Below are 16681 nucleotides of genomic sequence, written 5' to 3'. Positions count from 1 at the left end.
TCGGTGCGCGCGCGGGTGGTTCGGCTTCATCGTGGAGCGTGAACCGCTCGGCGGGCAAATCGGCGCCGCCGCCCGGTCCGCGTCACGAAGCACCCGCTCCGGGTTTCACCGTGTTCGCGGCACGTAGCGCGGCACCCACCGCACGAAGCCCACCGCGCCCAGCGCGGCGACGACCCCCATCGCTCCCACGGCCACCGGCAACGACACCGCCGCCGTCAGGGCAGAGATGATCAAGGGAGCGATCGCGCCACCGGCATCAGTGAGCGTGCGCCACGACCCCAGGAACGCCGCCGGTTCGGTCGGCGGTGCGATGTCGGCGCCCAGGGTGAGCAGGATGCCGCTGGAGAGCCCGTTGCCGACGCCGAGTACCGCCGCGAACATCGCGAACCACATCGCCGCGCTGTCCAGCTCGTGCGTGAACGACAGAGCGAAGAAGCCAGCACCCATGAGGACCATCGCCGGCAGCGCCGCCCACAGGCGCCCGAAGCGGTCCATCACCTGCCCGCTGGCATAGAACAGCGCGAAATCGATCGCCCCCGAGACACCGACGACCAGCGCGATCGTCGAGGCATCCAAGCCCAGCGACACACCCCACAGCGGAAGGACGACCTGCCGGGCGGATCGCACCGCCGAGAGCGACGCGGCGGCGAGCCCGAGCCGCGCGAGCACCCCCCGGAAGCGCCACATCGTGCGGAACACCCCTGCCCGCTCCGCCACGGGGATCGAACCGGTGACGGGTTCGCCGGTGTCCTCGGCATCCGGTCCGGGCCCCACGGGCGACGCGGCGGCGACGGCCCGCTCGGGATCCGGTCCCAGGAACACGAGCAGGATCGTGGCGACCTGGCACACCGCGAAGAACGCGATCGAGGCCGACTCGTCGCCGAAGATGCCCAAGAGCGCGGCCGAGATGAACGGCCCCACGAACATCCCGAGCCGGAACGTCCCGCCCAGGAGTGAGAGCGCCCGCGCCCGGAAGTGCAGCGGCACGCGCGTCGTCATGAACGAATGACGGGCCAGAGCGAAGGATGCCGCGCAGAACCCGATCAGGAACACCGCCGCCGCGAAGATCACGAGCGAGTCGGCGAAGACCACCCCCACGAGCCCGGCGAGGATGACGATGCCCGCAACGCCCATCGTGATGCGCTCGCCGAAGCGCGCCACCGCCCACCCGGCGGGGATGTTCCCGCACAGCTGGCCGACGACGAGTGCCGCGGCGATGAGCGCCGCCACGGCGACGTCCGCGCCCAGGCGCGTGGCGATCACCGGGATGAGGGGGATCACCGCCCCCTCGCCGAGGGCGAACAGCAGCGTGGGGCCGTAGATCATGGGCGCGAAGCGCACCAGCACGTTCCGGGGAGAGTCGGCTGTCACCGTCTCCACGATAGGCTTGATCTCAAATGCTCGAACTCGATTTGACCGCCGACATTCAGGCGCTGCGCTCGACCTTCGCCGATATCCAGGCCGTGGTCGACGTCGACGCACTCACCGCCGACATCGAACGCCTGAGCGAAGAGGCCGGTGCTCCCGACCTGTGGGACGACGTCGACAACGCTCAGAAGATCACGAGTCGTCTCAGCCACCGTCAGGCCGAGCTCAAGCGGATCACCGAGATCGAGCAGCGTCTCGACGACCTCGAGGTGCTCGTGGGCCTCGCGATCGAGATGGATGACGAGGACTCGGCCGAGGAGTCTCGCAAGGAGCTCGCGTCTCTTCGCGATGTCATCGGCCAGCTCGAGGTGCAGACGCTCCTCGACGGCGAGTACGACGCCCGCTCGGCCGTCGTCACGATCCGCTCGGGTGCCGGTGGCGACGACGCCACGGACTTCGCCGAGATGCTCCTGCGCATGTACCTGCGCTGGGCCGAGCGTCACAAGTACCCGGTCAAGGTGATGGACACCTCGTATGCCGAGGGCGCGGGCATCAAGTCCGCCACCTTCGAGATCGACGTGCCCTACGCGTACGGCACGCTCTCGGTCGAGGCCGGTACGCACCGCCTCGCGCGCATCAGCCCGTTCGGCGGCGCCGACAAGCGTCAGACGAGCTTCGCCGCCGTCGAGGTCATCCCCGTGATGGAAGAGGCCGTCGAGGTCGAGGTGCCCGAAGGCGACATCCGCGTCGACGTCTTCCGTTCGTCGGGCCCCGGTGGGCAGTCGGTCAACACGACGGACTCCGCGGTGCGCATCACCCACCTCCCCACGGGACTCGTCGTGTCGATGCAGAACGAGAAGTCCCAGATCCAGAACCGCGCCGCCGCCATGCGGGTGCTCCAGACTCGACTGCTGCTGCTCAAGCGCGAAGAGGAAGCGGCGAAGAAGAAAGAGCTCGCGGGCACGATCACCGCCAGCTGGGGCGACCAGATGCGCTCCTACTTCCTCTACGGTCAGCAGCTCGTGAAAGACCTCCGCACGGGCTACGAGGTCGGTAACCCCGCGGTCGTCTTCGACGGTGACCTCGACGGGCTCATCGCGGCGGGAATCCGCTGGCGCAAGCGCAAGGACGACGACGACTGATCCCGGATGCCGCACCTCGCGGCATCCATAGGACTCTCCCGGTTTCGCGACCCGGCGAGTCCTCTCGGGCGGAACCGCTCGCGCGCTTAGGCTCGTCGAGCCATGATCCGGTTCGAGAACGTCACCAAGAGGTATCGCGGCACCACGAGACCGGCGCTCAGCGCCGTCGATTTCGAGGTGCAGCGCGGAGAGTTCGTCTTCCTCGTCGGGGCCTCCGGCTCCGGCAAGTCGTCGTGCCTGCAGCTGATCCTGCGGGCCGAGACACCCAGCGAGGGGCGTGTCGTCGTGCTCGGTCGCGACCTGCGCACCCTGTCCAACCGGAAGGTGCCGTACTTCCGGCGGCACATCGGGTCGGTCTTCCAGGATTTCCGTCTGCTGCCCAACAAGACGGTGCACCAGAACGTGGCCTTCACTCTGCAGGTCACCGGCGCCTCGCGCGGGTTCATCCAGCAGGCGGTGCCCGAGGTCCTCGCTCTCGTCGGCCTCGACGGCAAGGAGAAGCGTCTGCCGCACGAGCTCTCGGGCGGTGAGCAGCAGCGTGTCGCGATCGCCCGTGCGCTGGTGAACCGCCCGCAGGTCCTGCTCGCCGACGAGCCGACCGGAAACCTCGACCCCGGCACCTCCATCGACATCATGCGGCTCCTCGCGCGCATCAACGCCGGTGGCACCACCGTCGTCATGGCCACGCACGAGGCCGGCTTCGTCGATCAGATGCAGCGTCGCGTGATCGAGCTGAAGAACGGCGAGATGGTCCGTGACGAGCGCCACGGCGGCTACGGCGACACGTCCGGCCTGCCGCGTCTCGCGCCCGAGGTCGAAAAGGGCGCGGCCGCCGTCGCCGCTCTGACCGCCGTGCTCGAGGTCCAGCGCGAAGTGGCCCACATCACCGGTTCGGTGGAGCCGCTGAACCCGGCCGACATCGCGCGCGCCGAGTCGAGGGAGAGCGAAGCCCCGTCCGCGACGGCCGAGGCTCCCCGTGAGCCGGGTACGCACACGCGGTCGATTCCGGTGACCACGCCCGACGTCGAGGCTCTCGGCCTCGCCGACCGCCTCGGACTGGGCGACAAGAACGACCGCGCCGACGAAGTGGGACCCACGTCATGAGATTCGGTCTCATCCTCTCCGAAGCCTTCAGCGGGCTTCGCCGCAACGCCTCGATGGTCATCTCGGTGATCCTGGTGACTTTCGTCTCTCTGACCTTCGTCGGCGCCGCGATGCTCATGCAGATGCAGATCGGCAAGATGCAGTCGTACTGGGCGGACCGTGCCCAGGTCGCGGTGTTCATGTGCGCGACCGTGTCGGACACGCCGTCCTGCACCACCGGCCAAGCGGCGAGCCAGGAGCAGATCGATCAGGTGCGCGCCACGCTCGACGGCCCGGCGCTGGCACCGCTGATCCGCAACTACACCTTCTCTACGAGCGACGAGGTGTTCGAGAACGCGAAGTCTCTGCTCTCGGACGACATCGCCGGCGTCGTCACGGCCGACCAGTTCAACGCGACCTTCAGCATCAACCTGGTCGACCAGCGGCAATCGGATGTCATCTCCGAGGCGTTCAGCAACCAGGCGGGCGTCGAAGAAGTCACCAACCAGATGCAGTACCTGGAGCCTCTTTTCCAGACGCTCACGGTGGCGACCTACGTCGCCGTCGGAATCGCGGGGCTCATGCTCATCGCAGCCGTCCTTCTCATCGCGACGACGATCCGCCTGTCGGCGTTCGCCCGCCGTCGAGAGCTGGGGATCATGCGATTGGTAGGCGCGTCGAACCGGTTCATCCAGACACCGTTCGTCCTCGAGGGCGTGTTGGCAGCGTTGATCGGTTCGGCCCTCGCGAGCGTCGCCGTGTGGGCGATGGTGGGCGTCGGTGTCAACCAGTACCTGCGCGATCGCGTGAGCTTCATCACCTCGTGGGTGGGCGTCGGAGACGTCGCCATCGTCGTACCAGTGATCATCGTCATCGGTGTGCTGCTGGCCGCGTTGAGCGCGAGCTTTGCGATCCGACGCTGGCTGCGCGCCTGATCGCGTAGACTGATGGGCTCTGTGTGCCCATGATCATGAGGAGGTGGCACCATGCCTCGTGAGCAGGGTGAGAAGCTCATCGCGTCGAACAAGAAGGCGCGCCACGACTACGCCATCGAGAAGACGTACGAAGCCGGACTGGTGCTCACGGGCACCGAGGTGAAGTCGCTGCGCCAAGGGCGAGCGAACCTCACCGACGGCTACGCGTACATCGACGGCGGGCAGGCGTATCTCGATGCCGTCCACATCCCCGAGTACTCGCAGGGGCACTGGACCAACCACTCCGCCAAGCGCACCCGCAAGCTGCTGCTGCACAAGGAAGAGATCATCAAGCTCTCGCACGCGGTCGCTGCCGGGGGCTACACCCTCGTGCCGCTGCGGCTGTACTTCCTCGACGGCCGGGCCAAGGTCGAGATCGCTGTCGCGAAGGGCAAGCGCGAGTTCGAGAAGCGCCAGACGATCCGGGAGCGCGAAGACAAGCGCGAGGCGGAGCGGGCGATGCGGACGAAGAACCGCTTGGGCGACTGACCCAGAACGCACTGGTTGAAGGTCAGCCGTTGCGCTTCCTGAGCCTCACTCGGCGCGGAAACGCCCCTCGACGACGGCGCTCACGACGATCTCGGGCGGCTGCAGGCTGAACGAGGGCCCGGCATCCGCCATGGCCATCATGCGCGCTCCCTTGAACGCGGTCGCCTCCGGGCGCACCTCGAGCAGTCCCGCGTCAGCGATCTCGACGGCGCTGACGGATGCCAGCCCCAGCGCGTCCGCGTACGCGGTGGCGCGCTCGACGGCGACGTGGACCGCGTCGGAGGCGACCTCTCCCTCCACGCGGACGCGCGTCGCGCGCGACAGCCGCCAGTCGACGGCCGTGACCTGCACGTCGTCGGACTCGGTCACGTCACCGAGCCACCACGACAGTGCCCCGGCATCGGTGAACGTGGCCGAGAGCTCGACGCTCGCGTGGTGCACGAGGGGGAGTTGCGCGCCCTCGTTGTTCCACGGTCGGTCCGACCAGACCGAGACGCGGGCGCTCGACCACTCCGACACCTCACCGGACCGCAAGTGGGCGACGAGGCCGTCCTGCACGGATGCCGCCCGCTCCTGAGCCCGCTCGACCACGGGTCCGCGGGACGGGCCGTCGGTCGACACGGTCACCCTCACCGCCGCCTCTTCCGCGCGCACGCGAGTCTCGCTCTCGCCCCGGACAGTGATGATGACGTGGCTCATGCGGGGAGCCTACGCGAGCGCGTGGGAATGGCCCAGGATACGGATCCGTTGTAGACTGTGATGCTCGGGTGTCTCGGCATCCGATTGGTAAGTCAACAGTGTGACGATGGTCGCTCCTTCACGGAGTTCCCGGGGCTGATCGGTTTCGACAGCGCCTGCGAACCCGCGAGAAGCGGGCCGAGGATGTGGGGTTATCTCGTAAACGCTCCCTGCAAAACTATAAGTGCCGAAACCAAGCGCACTGACTTCGCCCTCGCTGCGTAAGCGAGCCCGATAGTCCGTCAGACCGTGTGTGACCCCGCCACGGATTCTGGCGTCATTTAGGGGTCTTGCTGTGTGACGGCGTCCGGACGTCACGCGGGACTTTTCCCGGACTGGGCCTGTCGACTTAGGTGTCTGTGACAAAGGTCGGGGCCGAGTAGAACGTCTGCACAGACTGCGCCCGGAGAAAACGCGGAGACCCAGCGTTGGACGGGGGTTCGATTCCCCCCAGCTCCACGAACCATCGTCCCTGTCGAGAAGACCCCCGTTCGCGATTGCGAGCGGGGGTCTTCTCGTTTCAGGATGCCGAGCGGGTGTGGATGTCGCTCTCGCCCGAGGCGTCGTTGAGTTCGAGGTACACACGGTTCTCGGTGCGCGTGAGCGTCGCGGTGTTGCGGCGTTCGATCGCGCCGGCCATCCGCTCGACGAAGCCCGAGTCGAAAGAGTGGAGCAGCACGTCCTCGCCGCGGTGGATGCGCTTGCCGGCCCAGGGGGCGGCGACCTTCTCGGGGTCGCGGTGGGTGTAGATCGCGACGCGCTCGGCCTTCATGCTTCCGGTGTGGAGGCGCGCGGCATCCGGGGCTCCGACCTCGATCCAGGCGACGAGCGCGCCGGTGAGGTCGCGCACCATCACGGCCGGCTCGTCGGTCGCGGAGACGCCCTCGCTGAAGGCGATGCCCTCTTCGTATTCGAGGCAGTACGCGAGGACGCGCGTGAGCATGTACGCGTCGGTCTCGGAGGGATGCCGCGCGACGCGCAGCGGAAGTTCGTCGTAGACGCCGCGGTCCACGTCGGAGAGCTGCACCGTGAAGGTGTGAATGGTCGCGCCGATAGCCACGACGACCGAGCCTACGTCACGCGCTTGCTCGCGACCGCGCGGGCGACCTACCGTCGGAGGATGCCCGATCCCCGCGCGCAGCGCATCGATGTCGGCCCCTTCCAGCTGGATCCGGATGCCGAGTCCCCGACGTGGACGGCGACCGGCTCCCGCGCGCCGGACGGTGCGGTGTCGGGTGGGTGGAGCGACTGGGTGGCGTTCGCGCAGCGCGTGCTGCAGGTCGACGGCCTCTGGCGCGACCGCGAGGCGCGCGGGGACGCGTGGGACCAGGGCCACGCCGCCTCGGGCGAGCCCGACGCGGTGAACCCCTACCGCTGAGCCGGCGGCCAGTCGATCAGGACGAGACTCTGCTTCGTGTCGGCGACCTTCACCCAGCCGTCGCCGAAGAGGTAGGTGATGCCGTAGCCGTCGGCCCCGCGTCCGCCGAGCCACTCGTGGTTCTCGGTGACGTAGACCTCGCCGTTCGACCCCTCTTCGCGCTTCCAGCCGGAGCCGACCAGATCGTTCTGCGCCTTCTCGGCCGCGGACTCGTCGATCGGCGCCCAGCCGAACATCTGCACACGATCAGCCGTTGCCGACCCGTCGCTCCACTTGCACAGGATGCCGTCACGCACCTCGGTCGCCCCGATGCGGAACGTCTCGGACTGTGCGGTCCAGCCGAGGCTGCGGAAGTCGGTGGCCGTGGAGCGCAGGATGATCGTCTCGCACGTGGGATCGGCGGCCTCGGCGTCACCGTCGATGGTCGGCGAGGGGTCGGGGGTTGTCGGCGAGGCCGTGTTGGCCGGAGCGGCGGTGGCGGCCGGGGGCGGAGCCGTGTTCGGCGCACACGCGCTCAGCGCCCCGGCGACGACCAGGGATGCCGCGACCGCGGCGATGCGCGTGACCTTCACTCGGTGTCCTCGTCGTGCAGGAAGGCGAGGAACGCGTCGTGCAGCGTTCCGTTGGTCGCGAGGGAGGACTCGGCGTCGAGGCGATCGGAGCCGTCGAAGGCACTGAAGCGTCCGCCGGCCTCGCGCACGATCGGGGCGATGGCGGCGATGTCGTACTCCTTCACCCCGAACTCGGCGACGAGTTCGAGGCGTCCCTCGGCGAGCCACATGTAGGGCAGGGCGTCGCCGTAGCCGCGGTCGCGCCACACCGCGCGGGTGAGGCGCTCCAGCGTCGGCACGAGATCGACGTCGTCCCACTGCTCGATGCTCTGGAAGCTGATGCTCGCGTGCGCGATGTCGTCGACGTCGGACACGTGGATGCGACGCGGCTCTCCGTCGCGGCCGTTGGTCCAGGCTCCGTGGTCCGTCGCCGCCCACCACCGGCGGCCGAGCGCCGGCTGACTCACCACGCCGACCTGAGGCACACCGTCGACGCTGAGCGCGATGAGCGTCGCCCACACCGGGATCCCGCGCATGTAGTTGTGCGTCCCGTCGATCGGGTCGATGACCCAGCGGCGGGCGGTGTCTCCCGACGTTCCGTACTCCTCGCCGAGGATGGCATCACCCGGACGCTCGGCATCAAGGATTTCTCGGATCGCCCGTTCGGTCGCGAGATCGGCTTCGGTGACGTGCGTGCGGTCGGGTTTGGTGTCGATCCGCAGGTCGGCCGCGTCGAAGCGTGCCATGGCGACGGCGTCGGCGGCATCGGCCAGACGCAGCGCCAACTCGAGGTCGTCACGGGGGGATGCCGAGGACGAGAGGGACTCATCGATGGGAGACACGGCTCCAGGATAGACGGCGTCCTCGGCCCGATTTGGTGCGCCCGCGTCACGCCTGGTAACGTAATCCCTCGGTTCGGATCGCAGTTTCCGGGCCAACAGAACGCACCTCTAGCTCAATCGGCAGAGCAACTGACTCTTAATCAGTGGGTTCTGGGTTCAAGTCCCAGGGGGTGCACCGATAAACCGCCTCTCATCAGGTCTTCACTGGTGAGAGGCGGTTTTGTATTCCCTGGCCCAGTCAGGATCGGGTTATCGGCCAAAAAGTGTGTATGGGTCGGGCGTGTTAGCCGCGTCCTGCCCATCCGGTTCGGGTCCAGAGGCCTTCCTCGGGGTTGAGGGCGGTGTCGTAGAGGGCGGGCTCGAGGGGTTCGTCAACGTGCGCTGCGGGGATGGGGGTCTCGGTGGGGCGTGCGAGGTCGAGGGCGTGCTCGAGAGGAAGTTCTCGGAGGGTGAGGAACCATTCGACCGCGCGGTGGCGGTGCTGTTCGCTCATTCCGCGGTGTCGGCGTAGCAGGTCGCGGATTTGGGCGTTGAGGCTCTCTAACGCGGAGGTCGTGCGCGGGGTGCCGTAGACGATGTGAGTGAACAGGGTCTGACGGCGTGTGACCAGGCGCATCAGTAGCCAGGCTTTGCGGAGGCGGTCGTGGGTGAAGCCCCACTGTCCGTTGCGGAACATGGTGCGTTCCCGGGTGAGGTGACCGAAGGCCTGCCACCACTGCTCGAGGCGAAGCTGCCACTGGATCGCGGCGGTTTCGTCGCGGACGGCGCTGAGGTCCATCACCAGGCGTCGTAACGCTTGGCCGGCGGTAGTTCGCGGGTGTCGCGTCAGATGGCGGGTGATGTTCATTTGCAGGTGGAAGATGCAGCGTTGATGCGCGGTCTCTGGCCAGCATCGTCTGAGCGCGCTGGGTAGACCGGAGCCGCCGTCGGAGACGAGGACGGCGGGCGCGGGAACCTGTTCCAACAACGCAGCCCACGCGGCGGTCGATTCGCGGGCGCACCACTGCCAGGCCAGGACGCGTCCGGTGTCGCTGAGAGCGATCAGTAGGCACCACGTTCCTACCCAGACACCGTCGACGAGGACGGCGTGGTGGACCGTCTCGACTTTTCCGAGATCGGGAACCAGCTCCCAACACCACGCAGACCGGCGGCGGAAGAATCGTCCCGACGCCGTCCCATCTGTTTCGGCTTGGGTGCTCTTGCCTACGATCCAGTTCACGAACCGGCGGAGCTGTTCTCGACGCGCGACGTCGGGGCGGCGCCTAGTCGACGATGCTCCGCACGACGGGCACCGCCACCGCTGCGTCCCTGCCGACGTCCGCCCGTTCTTCACCAGCAGCGACCCGCATACCAGACAAGTCGTCGAGTTCGTCGGAAGGTCCACGACTAAGGGTCGCGGACCATACCGATCCCCGTTTCACCGCGAAATCACGCGGCTAAACGACCATCTCATACACACTTTTTGGCCTATAACCCTCAGGGGCTTTATGGACGATGCGTGTGGGCGGGGTGAGTTCGACTTGTGGTGGCGGCAGCGATGGCCGTTCCGACGGCGACTGTGACGATCACACCGAGCCCGGGCAGGAAGGTCGCGCCTAGCACTACCCCTGCGGCGGCCAGCATGGTGGCGTTGCGGGGGGTGCTGAGGGTGGTGCGTATGGTGAGGGCCCAGATGCTGAGGATGAATAGGGCGACGGGGATGGTGAGGGTGGCTGCGGCGGTGAGCTCGGTTGTGTGGGCGTGGTGGGTTGTGGTGTCGATTATGACTTCGATGCCGGCGGAATAGGCGCCGGCTGCGGCGAAGATGAGGTAGTGGGTGTAGCCGTAGGTCAGTGATGAGCGTAGCGAGTTGATGTGGTGGTGGTGTTCGCGGGAAAAGTAGATCCACCACATGCCGGCGGCGATGGCGAGGCCTGCCGCGGAGATAGTGAGCAGTTCAGGGATGTGGTTTCCTGCTTCGAGCGCTTCGACGACGGCATTAGCTGAGGCGAGGATGGATTCGCCGAGCAGGATGAGGGTGAACAGTCCATACCGTTCGGTGATGTGGTGCGGGTTCCATGGTGTCGGCCGGTGGGACTCCGCCCAGATCGGGACCGCGATCTCCGCAGCGGCGAGAACGAAGAACCCAATGAACCCGGCCGCCTCAGGCAGGGCAAGTCGGAGGATCCACGCGATCTGGACGGCGGTGATACCGGCGGCGTAGCGGAGCGCGGTGCCGCGGAGGGGCGGATTGGTGAGGGCGACGCGAAGCCATTGTGTAACCAGCGCGAGGCGCATGATCGCGTACCCGAGGGTGATGACGGCGAAGTCGTGGTGTTCCATGGCGTCGGCGGCGCCGGAGGCGAGGACGAGGACGCCGGCCATCTGCACAAAGGTGAGGATGCGGTACAGCCAGTCGTCGGTGTCGAACGAGGTGGCGAACCAGGTGAAGTTCATCCATGACCACCAGATCGCGAAAAACACCATCAGGTATCCCAGGACTCCCAGTCCTAGGTTGCCGCTCGCTTCCATGTGGTGCAGCTGCACGGAGGAGAACGACACCGCGACCACGAACACCAGGTCGAAGAACAGCTCGAGTGGACTAGCAGCGCGCCCCCGCTCGTGCGGGTCGCGGCCAGTCATGCGTCGAAGAGCACCGGTGAGGGGTGTGGTGGACATGTCGTTTCCTTGGGTCGTGAACCGGTGTGCGTCAGCGCCCCACGAGGCGCGTGGGCGGGTCGTGGGGCGCCGACGGGAGTGCCGAAACGGGTCAGTGGTTCGGCGGGATGGTGAAGCTGCGGAGGCGTTCGTCGTGGACGACGAAGATGCCCGTGGACTCACCGTTAAACACGCGGCTGCTCCAGTCAAAGCGGACCGTCGTGGTGTCAGCCTCGGTGCTCGCCGTCAGCAAGGTCATCTTCGCAAGGGCGCCGATGGCGTCAGAGTCCGCCCATCGGCGCACCCCCTCATGGCCGGTGTATTCCGTGTCCCAGTCGTTCACCAACCCGTCGGGGGTGAAGAGGTCGACGAATGCATCGGTGTCGGCGGAGTTGATGGCGTCCACGAACGCCTGCACGGGGGCGGGGACGGTCACATTGCTGCTCATGAAGTGTGCTCCTTCGGCCCGGTTTAGCGGGTGGTGTATCCGCCGTTGGCGAAGATGGTCTGCCCGGTGATCCACCAGCCCTCGGTTGCCAGGAACGCCACGATGGGGGCGATGTCCTCGATCTGGGTGAGCTGACCACCCATGGCCTGCGACTTGTGGAACTCCACCCGCTCGGGGGTTTCCTGCCCGTAGAAGAACGGGGTGTCCATCGGCCCCGGAGCGATCGCGGTGACCGAGATCCCGCGCTCCGCAAACTCCTTCGCCGCAGCGCGGGTGAAGTGCTCGACGGGGCTCTTACCGCCGGCATAGGTGGAGTAGCCATCAGTGAATGCCGCGAGGAGGGAGGTCACGAGGGTGATGACCTTGCCGCCGTCTGCGATGTTCTTGCCCGCTTCCTTGATGAAGAAGTACGCGGCCTTGCTGTTGACGTCGAACATGGCGTCGTACTCCTCCTCAGAGGTGTCGACGATGGGCTTGCGCAGCACCTTACCCACGGTGTTCACCGCGACATCGATCTTGCCAAGAGCGGCTTCGGCGTCGGCGAAGAGCTTGGTCACGTTCTCCGGAACCGTGAGGTCTCCGCTGAGGATGACGCCGCGTCCACCGGCCGCCTCAACGGCGGCAAGGGTGGCCTCGGCGTCCGGGCGCGTGGAGTCGGAGTTGTAGTGAATGGCGACGTTGGCCCCCGCATCTGCGGCCTGACGGCTGATCAGGCCGCCGAGGTTCTTCGCGCCTGCAGCGACGAGAACGTTCTTGCCTTTCAGGGTGTGAACAGTCATTGCGATTCTCCTTCGTGTGTCGGCTCTATGCAGCCATGTATCACTGCTACGGGTTACTATAGCGACATGACAGATGAGGTGCGAAGCGATACACGGACCCGTCTTCTAGACGCGGCTGCGGACATGATCGCCGCAGCTCCTGGCGAGGAGGTGTCGCTACGCGCGATCTGTGCCGCTGTGGGAGTGAAGATGCCCACCCTCTATCACTTCTTCGGCAACAAACAGGGCCTGATCGAAGCCGTCATCGAGCGCGGCTTCGACCTTTACCTCGCAGAAAAATCATCCGCGGAAACCAGCGGGGACCCCATCCAAGACATCCGCGCCGGATGGGATGCGCACGTAGCGTTCGGGCTGGCCAACCCCGGCTTCTACACGCTGATGTACGGGAAAGTCCGCCCCGGGTACTCTCCCGAGCCTCAGGCGCGTCCCAGCGAGATCCTTCGGACTCTCACCGCTCGGGCCGCGCAGCAGGGCCGTCTCGCGGTAACCCCCGACCAAGCGGCCGCGCACATCCTGGTCACCAACATCGGCGTCACTCTCCGCCAGATCGTTCTCGCCGCCGAAGACCGCGCTTTGTCCGTCGCCGTCCGCGAAGGGGCTCTCGCCGCAATCACCGGCACCAGCGGCTCAGCCCACTCCGCACGCGATCACATCACCCGCACGATCGAACACGCCAATGCCCACCCCGACCTCCTGGGCTCAGCGGAAACGTCACTGCTAACCACCTGGCTAGGGCGACTCATGCAACCCGGCATACAAGATCAGTGATGGTGATCGTGATCGTGAATATGAACGACCGTTTGCGAGACATCGAACGAATGGTCCGTTGAAGACGGCGCGTTGTCGGGTACGCGCGCGTCTCGACGAGATCAGAACCCTGACGGTCAGACCGACGCTCTCGAAGCGGCCGGCTGCGACAAGATCTTTGTCGAGCACGCCTCCGGCACCCTGGCGAAGCGACCCGCGCTGACCGATGCTCTCGGTTACCTGAGGGAGGGGGACTCCCTCGTCGTCACGAAACTCGACCGGCTCGGCCGCTCCGTCCGCAACCTCAAACAGATCGCCGACGAACTGCAGCAACGTGGAGTGGGCTGAGCGTCTAGAGGACGTGATGGCGGACTTCTCCTCGTTCGTTGCGATCTGGGGCTCAGATGAAGCAGTCGAGACCTTCTACCGTTTCAGGGTGGCGTCGGCGTCGTCCCCACCGACGCTCATCACGATGCGCCTCATGGCCGACTTCCTCATCGCGGTACGGAGGGACATTGCCTGGCCCGCAACGGAGATCACTGGCCTCCACGTCATCGGTATGCGCATTAACGACTTGCCCGAGCATCCTGAGATGAAGCGCGCCCTGGAGCAGCCGCTCGCAGAGTTGTGCAGAGCAGAGGGTTGGACACCACCGTTCGATCTTCAGACGGTCTAGACCGTAGTCAGGATCTGGCCAGGATGCTTCCGAGAAGCGAAGCGATCCACCGTTATGGCTAACTCTCGACCAAACACCCGCTGACCGGGGTTTTCCACAGTCTTCCCCACGCGCTCGGTAACGCCGCCTAACGCTGCATATCGCGTCTAATCGAACAGTGGGTTCTGGGTTCAAGTCCCGGGGGGTGCACAATGCAGGCCCTCACCCTCACGGGTGGGGCCTTTTCGTCGTCGCGGGGTGTCGCGGGCTGTCTCCGCGGTGCCGACGCGAGGATGGCGGCATGGCCGACGACGAGATGTGGGACGTCACCGACGTCCAGGGCACGCCCACCGGAACGCTCCACCGACGCGGCGACGGGCCGGTCCCGGCCGGGGCGTTCCACGTCGTGGCATCCGTCTGCGTGGTGGCATCCACGGGGCGGGTGCTCGTGAGCCTCCGCGCCGAAGGGAAGGACTATCCGCTGGCGTGGGAGTTCCCAGCGGGAAGCGCGCTGCGCGGCGAATCGAGTCGGCGCGGAGCGATGCGCGAACTCGACGAAGAGGTCGGATTTTCCGTCCTTCCGGACGATCTCGCGCTCGTGGGCCGCGTCGTCGAGGACCGTGCGCTGTTCGACCTCTGGATCACGCGTGTCGAGGGGGAACCCGCACCGACCGTGGACCCCGAAGAAGTCCAGGCGGCCGAGTGGGTCGAGCTCGACGAGGTGCACCGCCGCTGGCAGGCCGGGATGTTCGCCGGTCCGTGGAACGCGCGCTTCGATCAGCTGTGGGACACCCTGCGCGAGCGCGTCCGGGAGGTGCGGTGACCGATCTCACCCATGAGGTCTCCATCCCCGGGGGGACGCTGCACGTGGGGGAGTGGCATCCGGATGCCGAAGGCCTCCCGTGGCTGCTCGTGCACGGCGTCACCGCGTCGCACCTCGCGTGGTCGTGGGTCGCCGGCGATTCTCCCGACGCGCGCCTGATCGCGCCCGACCTGCGCGGACGCGGGCGCAGCGCCGACGTGGATGGGCCGTTCGGAATGGCCGCACACGCCGACGATCTCGCCGCGATCCTGGATGCCACGGGCGTCGAGCGGGCCGTTGTCGTCGGGCACTCGATGGGGGCGTTCGTCTCGGCGGTGTTCGCGGATCGGCATGCGGATCGCGTGGAGCGGGTCGTGCTCGTCGACGGTGGTCTGCCGCTCGATCTGCCGGCCGGGATGGCGCCGGCCGAGGCCGTCCGCCACGTGCTCGGCCCGGTCGCCGCGCGGCTGGAGATGCGGTTCCCGGATCGCGCGGCCTATCGCGACTTCTGGCGCGGCCACCCCGCGTTCACCGGGCGTGAGGATCCGCTGCTCGACGAGTACTTCGGCTATGACCTGGTCGGCGACCCGCCGGAGTTGCGACCCGCGACGACCCTCGCCACCGTGGAAGCGGACTCGATCGACCAGAACACCGGCACAGACATCGCTCGTGCACTCGACCGGATGCCGCGGCCGACGGTGCTGCTCGCCGCCGAGCGGGGTCTGCGCGCGGAGGTGCCCCCGCTGTACCCCGACCTGGTCCGCGTGCGTCGGGAGAACCCGCTGCTGAGGGAGGTGCGTCGGGCGGAGGGGACCGACCACTACTCGATCGTCATGTCGGTGGAGGGGGCGCGCGCGGTCGTCGGCGCGGTCCGCGACGGCGCGTGACGCGTGGGGGAGACGGCCGCGTGCCACGGTGGCCGCGGGGGTGAATTCCACGCCCTCTGAGCCCCATCCGACGGGAGGCGGGTGCGAGACGCCCTACCGTCGGCCGAATGCGTCGTCTCCTCGCCTCCGGTGCCGGTCTCGCCCTCCTCGCCGTCTCGGCATTCCTGGTCGCCGGCGCTCCCGCCACTGCCGCCGTTCCCGACCTCACGGGCCGCTCGTACGTCGCGCTCGGCGACTCCTACGCCGCGGCCTGGGGGCTTCCGCTCGCGGCCACTCAGCCCGGTCCGGGGTGCGATCAGTCCGATCAGAACTACCCCCACCTTCTGGCGGCCGAGTTCGGCTTCGCCCTCGATGATCGTTCGTGCGGTGGGGCCGTGATCGCGAACGTCGTCGACACCCCGCAGTCCGTCGGCGGGGGGACCGCACCCGCGCAGTCCGACTCGCTGGATGCCGACACCGCACTCGTCACCCTCACGATCGGCGGCAACGACCTCGGCTTCTGGAACATCGGCCAGATGTGCGTCGCGCTGTCGGCCGCCGGGCCGGTCGTCGGGAGCATCGACGGGCAAACCCACGCGACCTGCCGGGAGCAGTTCATCGTGGACACCCCGTCCGGGCCGGTGAACACCCTGTCGACGCAGATCGACACGACGGTGGCGCCCGCTCTGACCTCGGCACTGGCGGCGATCCAGGCGCGCGCGCCCCACGCCGAGATCATCGTCATCGGCTACCCGGCCCTGGCCCCCGACTCCGCGCACACGCCGAGCGGAGGCTGCTACTCCGGCCTGTTCCAGGGACTGGGCTTCCGGACGAACGCGTTCCCCTACACCGACGTCGACGTGACGCTGCTCCACGAGACCGAGACGCATCTCGACGAGGCGATGGCCGCCGCGACCGTAGCGGCGGGAGCGACCTACGTCTCGTTGGCCGCCGACTCCGTCGCGCACACGCCCTGCAACCCGTCCGACTCGTACGTCAACGGCATCACGCTCACCCTGTCGCCGGACAGCATCCCGGTCAGCGGTCTCCCGTTCGGCGGTGTCCGCCGCGGTGCGCTGCACCCGAACGCCGCCGGCGCCGCGTTCGCGAGCGACCAGGCGGCGGAGGCCGTGCGCGAGCTCTTCGCGGCCCCCGACCCGACGCCGACCCCCACGCCGACGC

Annotated in this window: 20 protein-coding genes, 1 tRNA gene and 1 other RNA gene; 13 read left to right on the top strand and 9 right to left on the bottom strand. The window is 67.5% G+C overall.

Going from position 1 to position 16681, the window contains the following annotated elements; translation table 11 throughout:
- Positions 1-105: 105 nt before the first annotated feature.
- On the bottom strand, positions 106-1326 hold the full coding sequence (locus tag FE256_RS09700; protein ID WP_171024282.1) for an MFS transporter: 1221 nt from the start codon (positions 1324-1326) through the stop codon (positions 106-108).
- A gap of 71 nt (positions 1327-1397) precedes the next feature.
- Here FE256_RS09700 and prfB point away from each other — a divergent pair, with 71 nt between their 5' ends.
- The 4 genes from prfB to smpB all read left to right on the top strand — a co-directional run bounded on the left by prfB (position 1398) and on the right by smpB (position 5056).
- Positions 1398-2510, top strand: coding sequence for a peptide chain release factor 2 (prfB, locus tag FE256_RS09695; protein ID WP_138175107.1), 1113 nt, complete (start codon positions 1398-1400; stop codon positions 2508-2510).
- A gap of 102 nt (positions 2511-2612) precedes the next feature.
- Entirely contained in the window at positions 2613-3614 is a 1002-nt protein-coding gene (ftsE, locus tag FE256_RS09690) for a cell division ATP-binding protein FtsE (RefSeq protein ID WP_138175105.1), read from the top strand.
- Positions 3611-4528 carry a permease-like cell division protein FtsX gene (gene ftsX, locus FE256_RS09685; RefSeq protein WP_138175103.1) on the top strand — a complete coding sequence of 306 codons (918 nt, stop codon included), beginning with the start codon at positions 3611-3613 and terminating at the stop codon, positions 4526-4528. Before ftsE ends, ftsX begins: the two co-directional genes overlap by 4 nt.
- A gap of 51 nt (positions 4529-4579) precedes the next feature.
- The gene (gene smpB / locus FE256_RS09680) at positions 4580-5056 is read left to right on the top strand and encodes an SsrA-binding protein SmpB (protein ID WP_138175101.1); all 477 of its coding nucleotides are present in this window, start codon (positions 4580-4582) and stop codon (positions 5054-5056) included.
- 45 nt (positions 5057-5101) lie between these two features.
- Here smpB and FE256_RS09675 read toward each other — a convergent pair whose 3' ends face one another.
- Positions 5102-5755: an SIMPL domain-containing protein gene (locus FE256_RS09675; protein ID WP_138175099.1), complete on the bottom strand. Its 654-nt coding sequence runs from the start codon at positions 5753-5755 to the stop codon at positions 5102-5104.
- A gap of 131 nt (positions 5756-5886) precedes the next feature.
- Here FE256_RS09675 and ssrA point away from each other — a divergent pair.
- Positions 5887-6256, top strand: a transfer-messenger RNA (tmRNA) gene (gene ssrA / locus FE256_RS09670).
- A gap of 58 nt (positions 6257-6314) precedes the next feature.
- On the opposite strand, the gene FE256_RS09665 is transcribed toward ssrA, so the two are convergent.
- Entirely contained in the window at positions 6315-6854 is a 540-nt protein-coding gene (locus FE256_RS09665) for a YaeQ family protein (RefSeq protein ID WP_138175097.1), read from the bottom strand.
- Positions 6855-6914: 60 nt separating this feature from the next.
- On the opposite strand from FE256_RS09665, the gene FE256_RS09660 reads away from it, so the two are divergent.
- Complete coding sequence (locus FE256_RS09660; RefSeq protein WP_138175095.1) at positions 6915-7172, top strand: hypothetical protein; 258 nt, start codon at positions 6915-6917, stop codon at positions 7170-7172.
- Here FE256_RS09660 and FE256_RS09655 read toward each other — a convergent pair.
- Positions 7163-7744: a hypothetical protein gene (locus tag FE256_RS09655; protein WP_138175093.1), complete on the bottom strand. Its 582-nt coding sequence runs from the start codon at positions 7742-7744 to the stop codon at positions 7163-7165. The genes FE256_RS09660 and FE256_RS09655 overlap by 10 nt on opposite strands.
- Positions 7741-8565 (bottom strand): inositol monophosphatase family protein, encoded by an 825-nt coding sequence (locus FE256_RS09650; RefSeq protein ID WP_394529562.1) that lies wholly within the window; start codon positions 8563-8565, stop codon positions 7741-7743. The genes FE256_RS09655 and FE256_RS09650 overlap by 4 nt, the downstream gene beginning before the upstream one ends.
- Positions 8566-8667: 102 nt before the next feature.
- On the opposite strand from FE256_RS09650, the gene FE256_RS09645 reads away from it, so the two are divergent.
- Positions 8668-8740 (top strand) — tRNA-Lys (locus tag FE256_RS09645).
- A 108-nt stretch (positions 8741-8848) separates the two neighbouring features.
- On the opposite strand, the gene FE256_RS09640 is transcribed toward FE256_RS09645, so the two are convergent.
- From FE256_RS09640 to FE256_RS09625, 4 genes are all read right to left on the bottom strand, one after another.
- Positions 8849-9949, bottom strand: a complete 1101-nt coding sequence (locus tag FE256_RS09640) for an IS1249 family transposase (RefSeq protein WP_138175091.1) — start codon at positions 9947-9949, stop codon at positions 8849-8851.
- A 101-nt stretch (positions 9950-10050) separates the two neighbouring features.
- Positions 10051-11223 (bottom strand): low temperature requirement protein A, encoded by a 1173-nt coding sequence (locus tag FE256_RS09635; RefSeq protein WP_252370966.1) that lies wholly within the window; start codon positions 11221-11223, stop codon positions 10051-10053.
- Between the two features lie 91 nt (positions 11224-11314).
- A complete protein-coding gene (locus FE256_RS09630) occupies positions 11315-11650 on the bottom strand; it encodes a nuclear transport factor 2 family protein (RefSeq protein ID WP_138175089.1) in 336 nt (111 codons plus the stop codon).
- 23 nt (positions 11651-11673) lie between these two features.
- Positions 11674-12429: an SDR family oxidoreductase gene (locus FE256_RS09625; protein WP_138175087.1), complete on the bottom strand. Its 756-nt coding sequence runs from the start codon at positions 12427-12429 to the stop codon at positions 11674-11676.
- 66 nt (positions 12430-12495) lie between these two features.
- Here FE256_RS09625 and FE256_RS09620 point away from each other — a divergent pair, with 66 nt between their 5' ends.
- The 6 genes from FE256_RS09620 to FE256_RS09595 form a co-directional block, all read left to right on the top strand.
- Positions 12496-13197: a TetR/AcrR family transcriptional regulator gene (locus FE256_RS09620; RefSeq protein WP_138175085.1), complete on the top strand. Its 702-nt coding sequence runs from the start codon at positions 12496-12498 to the stop codon at positions 13195-13197.
- Between the two features lie 72 nt (positions 13198-13269).
- Positions 13270-13524 (top strand): recombinase family protein, encoded by a 255-nt coding sequence (locus FE256_RS09615; RefSeq protein ID WP_252370965.1) that lies wholly within the window; start codon positions 13270-13272, stop codon positions 13522-13524.
- Positions 13525-13540: 16 nt separating this feature from the next.
- Entirely contained in the window at positions 13541-13852 is a 312-nt protein-coding gene (locus tag FE256_RS09610; protein WP_138175083.1) for a hypothetical protein, read from the top strand.
- 280 nt (positions 13853-14132) lie between these two features.
- Positions 14133-14654 carry an NUDIX domain-containing protein gene (locus tag FE256_RS09605; protein WP_138175081.1) on the top strand — a complete coding sequence of 174 codons (522 nt, stop codon included), beginning with the start codon at positions 14133-14135 and terminating at the stop codon, positions 14652-14654.
- Positions 14651-15520, top strand: coding sequence for an alpha/beta fold hydrolase (locus tag FE256_RS09600; protein WP_252370964.1), 870 nt, complete (start codon positions 14651-14653; stop codon positions 15518-15520). The genes FE256_RS09605 and FE256_RS09600 overlap by 4 nt, the downstream gene beginning before the upstream one ends.
- Positions 15521-15627: 107 nt before the next feature.
- On the top strand, positions 15628-16681 hold a 1054-nt coding region (locus tag FE256_RS09595), incomplete at its 3' end, for an SGNH/GDSL hydrolase family protein (RefSeq protein ID WP_138175077.1).

This window comes from Microbacterium sp. 5K110, from assembly GCF_005774735.1.
In the GTDB taxonomy this organism is placed as follows: Bacteria; Actinomycetota; Actinomycetes; order Actinomycetales; family Microbacteriaceae; genus Microbacterium.
Note: the sequence above shows the minus strand (reverse complement) of the source record. Positions and strands in the feature narration are given on the sequence as shown.

Bases quoted from the DNA above. Each gene is read 5' to 3' on its own strand.
- ftsX (WP_138175103.1), top strand. From the start codon at position 3,611: ATGAGATTCGGTCTCATCCTCTCCGAAGCCTTCAGCGGGCTTCGCCGC.
- FE256_RS09610 (WP_138175083.1), top strand. From the start codon at position 13,541: ATGGCGGACTTCTCCTCGTTCGTTGCGATCTGGGGCTCAGATGAAGCA.
- FE256_RS09660 (WP_138175095.1), top strand. From the start codon at position 6,915: ATGCCCGATCCCCGCGCGCAGCGCATCGATGTCGGCCCCTTCCAGCTG.
- FE256_RS09620 (WP_138175085.1), top strand. From the start codon at position 12,496: ATGACAGATGAGGTGCGAAGCGATACACGGACCCGTCTTCTAGACGCG.
- FE256_RS09675 (WP_138175099.1), bottom strand. From the start codon at position 5,755: ATGAGCCACGTCATCATCACTGTCCGGGGCGAGAGCGAGACTCGCGTG.
- prfB (WP_138175107.1), top strand. From the start codon at position 1,398: ATGCTCGAACTCGATTTGACCGCCGACATTCAGGCGCTGCGCTCGACC.
- FE256_RS09700 (WP_171024282.1), bottom strand. From the start codon at position 1,326: ATGATCTACGGCCCCACGCTGCTGTTCGCCCTCGGCGAGGGGGCGGTG.
- smpB (WP_138175101.1), top strand. From the start codon at position 4,580: ATGCCTCGTGAGCAGGGTGAGAAGCTCATCGCGTCGAACAAGAAGGCG.
- FE256_RS09605 (WP_138175081.1), top strand. From the start codon at position 14,133: ATGGCCGACGACGAGATGTGGGACGTCACCGACGTCCAGGGCACGCCC.
- FE256_RS09625 (WP_138175087.1), bottom strand. From the start codon at position 12,429: ATGACTGTTCACACCCTGAAAGGCAAGAACGTTCTCGTCGCTGCAGGC.
- FE256_RS09630 (WP_138175089.1), bottom strand. From the start codon at position 11,650: ATGAGCAGCAATGTGACCGTCCCCGCCCCCGTGCAGGCGTTCGTGGAC.
- ftsE (WP_138175105.1), top strand. From the start codon at position 2,613: ATGATCCGGTTCGAGAACGTCACCAAGAGGTATCGCGGCACCACGAGA.
- FE256_RS09635 (WP_252370966.1), bottom strand. From the start codon at position 11,223: ATGTCCACCACACCCCTCACCGGTGCTCTTCGACGCATGACTGGCCGC.